At 52.2% G+C, this 12824-nt stretch carries 8 protein-coding genes; 4 read left to right on the top strand and 4 right to left on the bottom strand.

Annotation, left to right across the window (positions count from 1 at the left end):
- Positions 1 to 66: 66 nt before the first annotated feature.
- Positions 67 to 3636 carry a type IIL restriction-modification enzyme MmeI gene (locus R3E63_03725; GenBank protein ID MEZ5539065.1) on the top strand — a complete coding sequence of 1190 codons (3570 nt, stop codon included), beginning with the start codon at positions 67 to 69 and terminating at the stop codon, positions 3634 to 3636.
- A gap of 60 nt (positions 3637 to 3696) precedes the next feature.
- Positions 3697 to 4044, top strand: coding sequence for a hypothetical protein (locus R3E63_03720; GenBank protein MEZ5539064.1), 348 nt, complete (start codon positions 3697 to 3699; stop codon positions 4042 to 4044).
- A 151-nt stretch (positions 4045 to 4195) separates the two neighbouring features.
- Here the strand turns inward: R3E63_03720 and R3E63_03715 are convergent, their stop codons facing one another.
- Both R3E63_03715 and polA read right to left on the bottom strand, forming a co-directional pair.
- Positions 4196 to 5056 carry a prohibitin family protein gene (locus R3E63_03715; protein ID MEZ5539063.1) on the bottom strand — a complete coding sequence of 287 codons (861 nt, stop codon included), beginning with the start codon at positions 5054 to 5056 and terminating at the stop codon, positions 4196 to 4198.
- 59 nt (positions 5057 to 5115) lie between these two features.
- Positions 5116 to 7827, bottom strand: coding sequence for a DNA polymerase I (polA, locus tag R3E63_03710; GenBank protein MEZ5539062.1), 2712 nt, complete (start codon positions 7825 to 7827; stop codon positions 5116 to 5118).
- 110 nt (positions 7828 to 7937) lie between these two features.
- Here polA and R3E63_03705 point away from each other — a divergent pair, with 110 nt between their 5' ends.
- The gene (locus tag R3E63_03705) at positions 7938 to 9890 is read left to right on the top strand and encodes a DUF1631 family protein (protein MEZ5539061.1); all 1953 of its coding nucleotides are present in this window, start codon (positions 7938 to 7940) and stop codon (positions 9888 to 9890) included.
- Between the two features lie 12 nt (positions 9891 to 9902).
- Positions 9903 to 10292, top strand: coding sequence for a PilZ domain-containing protein (locus R3E63_03700; GenBank protein MEZ5539060.1), 390 nt, complete (start codon positions 9903 to 9905; stop codon positions 10290 to 10292).
- On the opposite strand, the gene R3E63_03695 is transcribed toward R3E63_03700, so the two are convergent.
- Entirely contained in the window at positions 10276 to 11769 is a 1494-nt protein-coding gene (locus R3E63_03695) for a cobyric acid synthase (GenBank protein ID MEZ5539059.1), read from the bottom strand. The genes R3E63_03700 and R3E63_03695 overlap by 17 nt on opposite strands.
- Positions 11762 to 12814, bottom strand: a complete 1053-nt coding sequence (cobT, locus tag R3E63_03690; GenBank protein MEZ5539058.1) for a nicotinate-nucleotide--dimethylbenzimidazole phosphoribosyltransferase — start codon at positions 12812 to 12814, stop codon at positions 11762 to 11764. The genes R3E63_03695 and cobT overlap by 8 nt, the downstream gene beginning before the upstream one ends.
- Positions 12815 to 12824 lie beyond the last annotated feature (10 nt).

The following is a 12824-nucleotide window of genomic DNA, read 5'->3' as shown; positions in this document are numbered from 1 at the left end:
ATCAAGGATCACGCTGTGCGCTTGCGGCAGGTTATTCTTGTCGACTTCTATGGATCACAAAAAAACATGAACGAATCTTTTTCTCCTGTGGAATCTTTTATCACGCGCTGGCGCGGTGCCGACGGCTCGGAACTTGCCAACGCGCAGAGTTTTACCCGCGAGCTGTGTGAACTGCTCGGCGTGCCGGTGCCAGACCCGGCACAGGCCGACACGCGCGACAACGCCTATGTGTTTGAACGCCGCGTGATCTTCAACAACGCCGATGGCTCAACGGCGGAGGGCAGAATCGATTGTTACCGCCGTGGTGCTTTCGTACTGGAGAACAAGAAACTCAAGCAAGGCGAGCACACGCAGGGTTTCGGTGTGGCATTGTTGAAAGCGCACAAACAAGCCGAGCAGTACGCCCGCGCTTTGCCGGCCGGTGAAGGTCGCCCACCATTTTTGTTGGTGGTGGATGTTGGTAACCTCATTGATGTTTATGCCGAGTTCTCTCGCAGCGGCGCGACCTACACACCGTTTCCTGATCCGCGCTCGCACCGCATCAAGCTCGATGATCTGCGCGATGAAAAAATTCGCGAGCGTTTGAGAACTATTTGGTGTGATCCGCTCTCGTTGGATCCCACGCGCCAATCTGCCAAAGTCACGCGCGAAATTGCCGCGCAACTGGCCGGTATCGCGAAAGCATTGGAAAGCGCGAACTACGGTGCCGAACGCGTGGCTGGATTTCTCACGCGCTGCTTGTTCACTTTTTTTGCTGAAGATGTTGGCCTGCTGCCGAAGCGTTCGTTCACTGAATTATTGGAATCACTCGCCAACGCACCGCAACAATTTGTGCCGCTGGTAACAGATTTGTGGAAGACGATGGATGGCGGCGGTTTTGCCGTTTCTCTGCGCGCCGATGTGTTGCGCTTTAATGGCAAGTTGTTCAAACAACAAGATGTGTTGCCGTTGGATCGCGATCAAATTGCGCTGTTGATTGAAGCGGGCAGAAAAGATTGGAGCCAAGTAGAACCAGCGATTTTTGGCACGCTACTGGAACGCGCACTCGACCCGACTGAGCGTCACGCGCTCGGTGCGCATTACACGCCGCGCGCGTATGTCGAGCGTTTAGTGTTGCCAACCGTAATTGAACCGCTGCGCGAAGAATGGAGCACCGCGCAGACGGCGGCACTGATGCTGGCGAGTGAAGGAAAAACAAAAGAAGCCGAAAATGTGTTGCGTGAATTTCAACATCGTTTGTGCAATGTGCGCGTGCTGGATCCTGCTTGCGGTTCGGGAAACTTTCTGTATGTAACGCTGGAACACTTGAAACGGCTGGAAGGCGAAGTGTTGAACCAGTTGCACGATTTGAATGTATCAATGAGTTTGGAGACGGAAGGCTTAACGGTTGATCCGCACCAGTTTCTTGGTATTGAGTTAAATCCACGCGCAGCGAGTATTGCTGAGATGGTGTTGTGGATTGGTTATCTGCAATGGCATTTCAAAACCAACGGCAATGCACAGCCTCCGCAGCCGGTGTTGCGCGATTTCCACAACATTGAAAACCGCGATGCCGTGCTGGCGTATGACGGCATCGAGTTGTTGCGGGATGAGAAAGGCGTGCCGGTGTCGCGCTGGGATGGCAAGACGTTCAAGCAGCATCCGGTGACGGGCGAGGATGTGCCGGATGAAACCGCGCGCATTACCATTGAGCAGTACATCAATCCGCGCAAGGACGAGTGGCCGCAGGCGGATTTTGTGGTGGGTAATCCGCCGTTTATTGGTGCGTCGCGGATGATCAATGCCTTGGGCGAAGGTTATGTGGAGGCGTTGCGCAAAACGTGGAAAGAGGTGCCGGATTCTTCTGATCTGGTGATGTTCTGGTGGAGCCATGCGGCGGATCTGCTTTGCAGTAAACAATTGCAGCGTTTTGGTTTTATTACTACTAATAGTTTGAAGCAGACATTTAACCGGCGCGTTCTTGAAAATCACATGAATAGTAAACAGCCACTTTCTCTGGTGTTTGCGATTCCCGATCATCCGTGGGTGGATAATGCCGATGGTGCGGCGGTGCGCATTTCGATGACGGTGGCGGAAGCTGGGCAGAAAGTTGGCAAGTTGTTGACTGTCGATGCGGAAAAGGATGTCGGGCAGGATGAGCCGGAATTATCTATCAGTGCAACGAAAGGTAGTTTGCATGCGGATCTGCGAGTTGGGGCGAATGTTGCATCTGCCGTTATGCTTTTGTCGAACCAAAATTTAACAAGTCGAGGTTATATGCTTTTCGGGTCAGGGTTTATTCTGACTCCTGAAGAAGAAAGTTTTCTGGCAAAAAGAGAAGGGTTAAATGGCAGGCATCCGCTGGTATATTCCTACAGAAACGGACGCGATTTAACTGATAAGTCTCGTGGAGCTATGGTTATTGATGCGTTTGGATTTTCGGTCGATAACCTTAGATTGCAATATCCTGCAGCTTATCAGTGGCTACTTGAGAGAGTAAAACCAGAAAGAGATGCAAATAAGGATAAAGCTATTCGAGAAAATTGGTGGGTTTTTGGTCGGACAAGGACGGAGTTAAGGGGTTATTGTGAAGGGCTATCTCGCTATGTTGCTACTGTAGAAACAGCTAAACACAGAACGTTTCAATTTCTTGATGAATCAATCGCTCCAGATAATATGCTTGTTTGCATTGCTATTTCTGATGCATTCCATCTTGGCGTTCTCTCCAGCAATATCCACGTTACATGGGCTTTGGCGGCGGGCGGTCGCCTTGGTGTTGGCAATGACCCGCGCTATAACAAAAGTCGCTGCTTCGAGCCGTTCCCGTTCCCTGCTGCTACGGAAGAACAGAAAGCCAGAATCCGCGAGCTGGCGGAGCAGCTGGATGCGCATCGCAAGAAACAGCAGGCGCAGCACCCGGAGCTGACGCTCACCGGCATGTACAACGTACTGGAAAAGCTCAAAAGCGGCGACGCGCTGACGGCGAAGGAAAAAACCATCCACGAACAGGGGCTGGTATCCGTGCTCAAGCAATTGCACGATGAACTCGACCTCGCCGTGCTTGATGCGTATGGCTGGAATGATTTGGCAGAACTGATGCAGGTGGTGAATGGTGTGACCCCCTCGGCGCTGCGCGCCACTCCCCCTACTTCGCAGGGGGAGATAAATCCTCCCCTATGCAATAGGGGAGGTGCCGCGTCAGCGGCGGAGGGGTCATTGCGCATCGACATCAAGCGCGAATTGGATGAGGTTTTATTGGAGCGCCTTGTTGCATTAAATGCCGAGCGCGTTGAAGAAGAACAGCGCGGCATCGTGCGTTGGTTGCGACCGGAATATCAAAACAAGAGCGCACAAAACACACAAGGCCAAGCCGCTGCACAAACCATTGCCGTGCAAACCACTTTGGATGTGGAGCCGGAAGTGAGTGAGCCAATCGTTGCTGCTGTAGAAAAACAACCGTGGCCGAAAGCCGACATCGAACAAGTGAAAGCCGTGATCGACGTGCTCGCCGCCAGCAAAACGCCGATGGACCTCGACGCCATCGCTGCAAACTTCACCGGCAAAGGTCAATGGAAAAAACGCCTGCCATCGATACTGGAAATGCTGGTGGTGGTGGGGAAGGTAAGGGTGGAGGATGGGAAATTCTGCGGGATGTGAGGGTGTGCCATGTGCGTAGTATCAGACAAATTCAAACTGTGTACGTGCAAGACGGCTGATGTGGAAAGATTGTGCCACTACTGGATTTTTTATCGTCAGGCGCAAGACAAGAATGAAATGATCATAGGCACCATCCAGCCGCCGTATTATCTGGATCCTGCTGTAGATGCGATTAATCGCGAACACATTCTGGCGCGTTTGCGGGAGGTTGATGCTTTCGATGTGGCACTGCAGCCAGCAGACGGCGATTTGCTGGTGCTGTCTTTCCAGGCGGCTGACGGAAAAGTGGACTATGGATTTGAATACAGCGCGGGTTGCTGGCGCGAAAAGGAATACAACTCGCTGATGTGGTTGTGGCATCACGATGAGGAAATGTTTGGCAAGATACGGAATGCGCTGGCGAGATAACCCTCATCCGGCCTTCGGCCACCTTCTCCCGCCAGCGGGAGAAGGGAAAAAACAGCAGGCAGCATCTCAACCCTCTCCTGATTCAGGAGAGGGTGGCGCGTAGCGCCGGGTGAGGTGGATTCAGGATGGCGCAGCGCCGGGTGAGGTGAAGTTATTTCACCCCGATAAACGGCACCGCCGAGCCCGGCACCATCGTCGCCGGCAGTTTGCCGTCCCAGCGCTCGGCCTGGATCAGGGTTACGAGGTTCGGGCTCTCGCGCAGCGCATCGGCCTTGGCGCGGATGGCGGCCGCTTCGGCCTGGCCGCGCAGTTCAATCGCCTTGGCGTCGGCCGTGGCCTGTGCCAACCGGGCATCAGCTTCGGCCTGTGCGCGGGTGCGGGTGATGTCGGCGGAGACTTTTTCCTTCTCCCAGTTCTGGCGAACTTTCTGCACTTCGACTTCGGCCAGCATGCGCTGCTCGATGCTCTGTTCGTAGGCGCTGGAGAAGTCGATGTTCTCGATCTGGATGGATTCAATCACCATGTCATTGCTGACGATCTTGATGACAGCCTGGTAGACATCCGTGCCGAACTTGGCGCGATCCTGGATCACCGACACGGCGGTGAACTGGCCGAACACTTCCTTGGTGGAATCGTTCACACGCGGGCGCAGGATGCGGTCGACGAGACCTTCCACCGAGCCGTAGGTGGAATAGATGGACTGCACGCTGGAAGGCAGTACGTGGAAGTTGACCGAGAGCTTGATCTCGGCCGGCTGCTGGTCTTTCGAGTAGGCGGGCATCTGGTCAAACTCGACTTTCAATGTCTGCACCGAAATTGGCACGGCTCGGTCGATGACCGGTATCTTGAAGTGCAGGCCGGGTTCGGCGGTGCCGATGGCGGCACCATTGCGCAGGATCACGGCGCGCTCGCCTTCATCGACGGTGTACCACGACGAGGTCAGCACGCTGATGCCGGCAAAAGCGATGATGGCGGGTGCGGCCAGTTTCAGTATCGGGTTCGTGGTGTCCATGCGGGGCTCCTTGTCAAAAGTTTGCAATAACAGTGAATGTTTCATGAGGTTGGCTGTATTCAGTGGGCTTCGTCCCAGTTGTCGCCGATGCCGGCATCGACGACCAGTGGTACATGCAGTTCGGCTGCGGCAGACATCAGGCTACAGACTGTCTCGCGCACGGTCTCGACATCGCGTTCAGCGACCTCGAACACCAGCTCGTCGTGTACTTGCATGATCATGCGCGCATCGGTTTTCGTGTGTTGCAGCCATTCCGAGACGCGGATCATCGCGCGCTTGATGATATCGGCTGCCGTGCCTTGCATCGGTGCGTTGATCGCTGTGCGCTCAGCCGCTTGGCGCAAGCCGGCGTTTTTGGAGCGGATATCGGGCAGATACAAACGGCGACCAAACAGCGTTTCAACAAAACCCTGTTCGGCAGCTTGTTGGCGTGTTTCCTCCATGTAACGCAATACGCCGGGGTAGCGCGAAAAATATAAATCAATGTATTCCTGTGCTTGATGGCGACCGATGTGCAATTGTTTCGCTAAACCAAAAGCGGACATGCCGTAAATCAAACCAAAGTTGATGGCTTTCGCGCTGCGGCGCTGCTCGGTAGTCACTTTTTCCAATGCGGTATCAAACACTTCGGCGGCAGTGGCGCGGTGAATGTCTAAACCCTGTGCAAACGCGTTGCACAAACCGTCATCCGCAGATAAGTGCGCCATGATGCGCAATTCAATTTGTGAGTAATCCGCGGCGAGCATTTTGTAATTTTTGGGCGCGATAAACGCCAGTCGCACGCGACGACCTTCTTCCGTGCGAATGGGAATGTTTTGGAGATTGGGATCTGAAGAAGACAAACGCCCTGTAGACGCAATCGCTTGGTGATACGAAGTGTGAACGCGACCAGTTGCAGGGTCTACCATCTGCGGCAATTTATCGGTGTAAGTCGATTTCAGTTTGCTCACGCCGCGATATTCCATAATCACTTTCGGCAGCGGGTAATCCAGTGCGAGTTCTGCCAACACCGGTTCGGCGGTAGACGGTTGTCCGGTCGGTGTTTTTTTCAGCGCAGGCAGTTTCAATTTTCCGTACAAAATTTCGCCGAGTTGTTTGGGCGAGCTCAAATTAAATTCTTGCCCGGCGAGTGTGAACGCTTCTTGCGTGAGTGCTTGCATGCGCTCGCCCAGTTCTACGCTGTGCTTGTGTAAGCGTTTGACATCGACCAGCACGCCGTTGCGCTCGATGCGCGACAATACAGGAAGCAAAGGGATTTCGATGTGGTCAAAAACTGATTGCAACGCCGGTGTGGCGCTCAGTTGTGGCCACAGGGTTTCGTGCAGGCGCAAGGTGATATCGGCATCTTCAGCGGCATAAAACGCTGCTTTTTCTAAGTCAATTTGATTGAACGACAATTGATTCGCACCTTTGCCGGCGATATCTTCAAAAGCAACCGTGTCGTAATCCAAATATTTTTTCGCGAGATCATCCATGTTGTGGCGCGTAGCGACGGAATCTAAAACATAAGATTCCAGCATTGTGTCATACGCCACACCGCGCAATTGAATGCCGGCGCGCGCAAACACATTCATATCGTATTTGCCGTTCTGCATCACTTTTTTAATGGAAGTATCTTCCAGTAATGGTTGGAGTGCTTTGAGTGCGGCTTCGCGTGATAATTGTGTTGGCGCGCCGAGATAATCGTGCGCCACGGGTACATAAGCGGCTTCGCCTGTTTTGACTGCAAAGGACAACCCGACAATATTGGCTTGCATGTAATCGAGCGAATCAGTTTCCGTGTCGAGTGCAAAATACGGTGCAGACTGCAAGCGTGAGATCCACTGTTGCAAGTGATCCATGTCAGTAATGGTGTCGTATTGTGCGGGGACAGTTTCGGTTTGCGTTGTTGGTGCAGTAGCGGCAGCAATCACATCGCCGCCGTTATTCACTTCTGCAATCCAACTTTTGAATTCCAGTTCGGTAAACCATTCGAGCAGTGCAGCGCGATCCGGTTCGCCCGCTTGTAAGTCGCGCCAGTTGATGGGCATCTCTACATCGGTTTTGATGGTGGCGAGTTGTTGTGACAACGGTAAAAAACTCAAAGCTGCGCGCAAGTTCTCGCCGATTTTCCCGCTGACTTTGTCGGCGTTCGCCATCACATTATCGAGAGTTCCAAATTCTTGCAGCCACTTCACGGCGGTTTTCGGGCCGCATTTTTCCACGCCCGGGATGTTGTCGACTTTGTCGCCCATCAGCGCGAGGTAATCGACAATCTGTTCCGGTGCAATGCCAAATTTTTCAATCACGCCATCGCGATCCATCACGGTATCGGTCATGGTGTTGACCAGCGTGACATGTGCACCCACCAACTGCGCCATGTCTTTGTCGCCGGTGGAAATCAGCACTTCCTGTTGTTGATCGCGCGCCTGCACGGCCAGCGTGCCGATCACATCATCGGCTTCCACACCATCGACGATCAGCAGTGGAATTCCCATCGCGCGAATCAGCGCGTGCAGCGGTGTAATCTGCGCGCGCAAATCGTCGGGCATGGGTGGGCGATTGGCTTTGTAGTCGGCGTACAACGCGTTGCGAAAAGTGTCGCCTTTCGGGTCGAACACCACGGCGATGGCGCTGTGCGGATACTGCTTGCGCAGGCTGCGCAGCATATTGATTACGCCTTTCACTGCGCCCGTGGGCTGTCCCTTACTGGTGGTCAGCGGTGGCAGTGCGTGGAAGGCGCGATAGAGGTAGGAGGAGCCATCAACAAGAATGCAATCAGCGTGTTTCATGTGTCGTCAAAAAATAGAGTTGAATCAAGTGTTCAGCATAACACTGGCGGCAAGAAGCACTGGTGGTGGTATGCTGGCAAAGTGTTTGATGAGCCGTGTATTGCGCCCAAATGTCTTTTGATCTCCCCCTCGAAGAAGCACTCGCCAAAGGCCAATTTTCTACCGCTGAAGTGAGCGAGGGAAACGAGCGCACGCGTGCCACGCTGTTGGCGCGTTTGGTGGGATTGCAGAATGTCGATCTGCCGCCGGATGAATCGCTAGAGCAGGCGATACAACGCCCAGGCGCAATGCAGTTATCGCAACAAGAAGCCAATCTTTTGTATTTTTGCGATCAGGTGTTTGAGCAAGGGCAATCGCAAACCGATTTAGAGCCAGAATTACTGAACGCTTTTCTCGCGCTGCGCCCGCTGGTGGCGAGTGTGTTACTGCGTGAGCCGCAAGTGTTGCGTGATTTACAACACCCTTTGTTTCATCTGTTAGATCAGTTGTGGGATGCGGGGCGTTATTGGAGCCCCGAATTGGGTAAGCCTGGCGAAAAATATCGTCAGCGTTTGGATGAAATGTTGCAGCGCGTACGCACGGCCGATCCCACTACTGCGCTTTTTCAAACATGGTTAGAAGAATTGGATGCGCAGCTGGCAAAGGATTTTCAGCGCGCTAACACCTTGGTGGAACGCATCCGCCAAACAGCGCAAGGCGCATTGGCCGGTGAAGCAGCAGACCGTATTGTGCGTCGGCAAATCAGTGCGCTGTTAGAACGCGCACCGATGCCTGATGTGGTGGAAGAGCTGCTCAAAGGTCCACTGCTGAACTCCATGAAAATGGTTTATCTCAGCAAAGGCCATAACAGCGACGAATGGAAACAAGTTGTTCGCGTGTCGGAAATGTTAATTGATTCCATGCTGGGCGCAGAAGATGACGCTGGCATGCAGCAGGTTTATCAAACTATTCCTAAAGTAATTCCTCTGTTGGCTAAAAATTTAGTCAGCGTGACGGATGCAGCCGAAATGGAGAGCTGGGTCACACGCGTTGAAAAATTGCACATGCAGATTTTGTTGGGCGGTAAAGTGGAGGTGCGGCCAGCACATCCTTTGTCGGGTTTAAGTGATGAAAATGGTGTTGCTGCAAACATCAGTTCAGCTTTGCTTGATCAAGTGCGTCAAATACCGGAAGGGCAGTGGCTGGTTTATCAACGCGATGGACGAGAAAAATTACATTGCCGTTTGATTATGAAATCAGACGACGGTGGGCAGTTGTTGTTTGCCAATGTACTCGGCGCAAAATGCTTGGAGAAAACGCTAGAAGAATTCGCGTATTTGCTAACAGCGCGACATATTCTCTTATTGGATAATGACAATAATTTCTCGCAAGTATTTCGCGACACAGTCGCTAATTTCTTACAGCTTTACCAGCGACAGAGTTTGATGAAGGCAGAGATTGCCGATAGGCAGCGCGCTGAGTTGGAGCGTCGTCGTTTAGCGCAGGAAAAAGCCAAACGCGAAGCCGAGCGCATCGCACAAGAAAAATTAGAAGCACAAGCGCGTGCTGAAGAAGCGGCGCGCAAGCAGGCAGAGGAGCAGGCGCGTTTAGCAGAAATTGCTGCTCAAAAAGCTGCCGAAGAGGCGCGTAAAAAAGCTGAAGAAGCACAGCGCGCAGCGGAAGAAGCAGCGCAGCATCAAAAAGCCTTGGCGGCAAAAGAGGCTGCAGAAGCGGCAAAACGGCAACGAGAAGTAGAAGAAGCAGAGCGTGAACGACTGTTACAAGCAGAGAAGCAGGCGCGTATCGATGAATGGGAAGCGGTACAGAACTCGGTGCGTACACTAGGAATCGGCGCGTGGGTCGATATTGAAATCAATGGCGAGCGTCAGCGTTGCAAACTGGCGGCAGTCATGAATGCTACCGATAAATTAATTTTCGTGGGACGCGACGGTAAAAAACTGGCAGAGCCGCGCCGCGATGAATTGATCAAAATGTTGCTGGATAACAAAGCGCGCATCGTGCAGCAGGGCGATCAATTTGAAAATTCGTTAGCCAAAGTTATACAGACTTTGCGCAAGGAGTAGAGGGAAATAGCTATGAATAATGAGACAGCATCTTGTCAGCGCACGGAATTGCGCGTCAGCCAAGAATTGGTAGTTTTTGTCGAAACTTATGCTTCGCCTTCTGGTGAAGAGCGCAAGCCGAATGTGGTGGTGTCTAAAACGATTGATTTATCAGCCAATGGGTTACAGATCATTGTAGATAAGCCGATTGCCCCCGGCAGTATTTTGCGCTTGTGTGTGGAGTTTCTCGGTGAGCCGCGCCACTACCATTTAACCGGCGAAGTAAAATGGGTGGCGAAAGTAGGCCGTGAAAAAGATTTCCTTGCCGGTTTTTTGTTGTTGGAATCGGACGGCACTGATATTGAACCTTGGAAGCACCGTATTGCACAAATGGTTGCTGACCCTACTAACGCAGTGGCTTGATTTGCTGTTGTAGCCATTCAGCGTTGAAATGTTTTTCAACCGCATCCGCTAATCGTTCAATATCTGCTTCTTGGCGCGCGCGATAATCAAACGCTTCCACATCGCGCAGACCTGCCCACGCCAACATACTGCTCAGTGATTCTGTCTCGTCAAAAATACCGTGCACATAGCTGCCGAAAATAGCGCCATCAGATGAAATAGCACCGTCGTTGTGATCGCCTAAATTCAATGCAGAGTTTTCCAGTGCGGAACCGTTGCTGACGCCGCAGTGAATTTCATAACCGCTGACTTTTGCGCCTGTCGTTTGTAATGTGCCTTGCACGCGCAGCAATTGTTTTTCCGGTTCTAGCACGGTGTTGAAATCTAAAAAGCCGAAACCTTGCGCGGTGCCCGCTTCACCTTCCAGTGCATACGGGTCGGCAATGCTGTTGCCGAGCATTTGAAAACCGCCGCAAATACCCATCAACTTTCCGCCGTAGCGCAAATGCTTTTGCAAATACGAATCCCAGCCTTGCGCCCGCAAAAACGCTAAATCGCTGCGCACACTTTTGCTGCCGGGGAGTATCACTAAATCAGCAGAAGGTTTTTCTTTGCCCGCCCACACAAATTGCAAATCCACTTGCGGATGTAGGCGTAGGGCATCGAAATCGGTGTGATTGCTGATGCGCGGTGTCACAGGCACGATTACACGCAAACGCTCCCCATGATTTTTTTCATGTGTGTTACTAGCGATAGCGTCTTCCGCTTCTAAGTGCAAACCGTGTAAATAGGGCATCACTGCCAATACCGGTTTTCCTGTGCGCTGTTCTAGCCAATCAATACCGGGTTGCAATAGCGCCACATCGCCACGAAATTTATTGATGACAAAACCAATCACGCGTTGCTGTTCGGATGCACTCAATAAATCCAGCGTGCCACACAAATGGGCAAACACGCCGCCGCGATCAATGTCGGCCACCAAAATCACAGGGCAATCTACTTTTTCGGCAAAACCCATGTTGGCTACATCGCGATCGCGCAGATTAATTTCAGCAGGGCTGCCTGCACCTTCAACGATCACTTGTTGGTATTGCTGTGACAATCGCTTAAACGATTGCAAAACGAATTGCATCGCTTCGCTTTTGTACTGGTGATAATTTTTAGCATCCATATTGCGCAGTGCTTTGCCGTGCACAATCACCTGCGCGCCAGTATCTGTATTCGGCTTCAATAAAATTGGATTCATATCGCTGTGTGGTTCGAGAAAACACGCTTGCGCCTGCACGGCTTGCGCTCGACCAATTTCGCCGCCATCTATCGTCACTGCGCTGTTTAACGCCATGTTTTGTGGTTTGAACGGTGCTACACGCACACCGCTCCGCGCCAAAACGCGACACAATCCCGCTACCAAAGTGCTTTTGCCTGCGTCAGAAGTGCAGCCTTGCACCATCAAGCAATGTGGTGATTGAAAATGCTGCGTGGATGAAAAATCAGTCATGGTTTTTGCCAGAAATTCCCGCGCTATCAAAAGAAGCCATTTCATTGAGAAACAAAACGGCAGATTGAATTAAAGGATAAGTGACGGCGACGCCGCTGCCTTCACCCAAACGCAAGCCGAGTGATACCAGTGGTTTCACTTGCAAATAATCGAGAATTTTGCGATGTCCTGCTTCATCGGAGAGATGTGAAAAAATACAGTAATCGCGTGCTGGCGGTTCTAGTGCAAAGGCAATCGCTGCGGCGCTGCTGGCGATAAAGCCGTCGATCATCACCACCATTTTTTGCTCACACGCAGCGAGAATCGCGCCAACCATCATGGCAATTTCAAAGCCGCCGAAAGTGCAAAGAATTTCAAATGGATCATTAAGCTCCCCGTGTTTTTTTAGCGCAGCATTTAATACAGTCGTTTTGTGCGCTAAACCTTCATCATTCAAACCTGTGCCGCGCCCTACGCAATCTTCAATCGCTGTGCCAGACAGCGCCGAAAACACTGCGGTGGCGGATGAAGTGTTGCCAATGCCCATTTCACCAAAGCCGATGATGTTGCAGCCGGATTCTGCGCTCGCACGCACCAACATCGCGCCGCGTGAGACAGCTTGTTCACACTGCGCGGCAGTCATTGCGGGTTCGTGTAAAAAATTGCGCGTGCCTTCCGCCACTTTAACGTTCTTGATAGGCAGGCCGCGTAAATCGCCATTCACACCGGCATCCACCACATCAATCGCAATGCCGTGTTGGCGACAAAACACATTGATCGCCGCGCCGCCACTGACAAAATTACGCACCATTTGTTGCGTCACTTCCGAAGGGAAAGGGCTGACACCTTCGGCGGTGATGCCGTGATCGCCAGCAAATAACAGCATGTGCGGTTTATTTAATGTTGGCATCAACGATTGCTGAATCAACGCCACTTGCAGTGCGATGGTTTCCAATGTGCCAAGCGCACCCAATGGTTTGGTTTTGCCATCAATTTTCTGTTGGATTTCCGCTTGCAGTGTTTTATTGGTGGCGCGAACGGTGAATAGAGCGTGTGGATCAAACATAGTCTTTCCG

The sequence above is a fragment of the Pseudomonadales bacterium genome (assembly GCA_041395665.1).
Taxonomy (GTDB): Bacteria; Pseudomonadota; Gammaproteobacteria; order Pseudomonadales; family UBA7239; genus UBA7239.
Note: the sequence above shows the minus strand (reverse complement) of the source record. Positions and strands in the feature narration are given on the sequence as shown.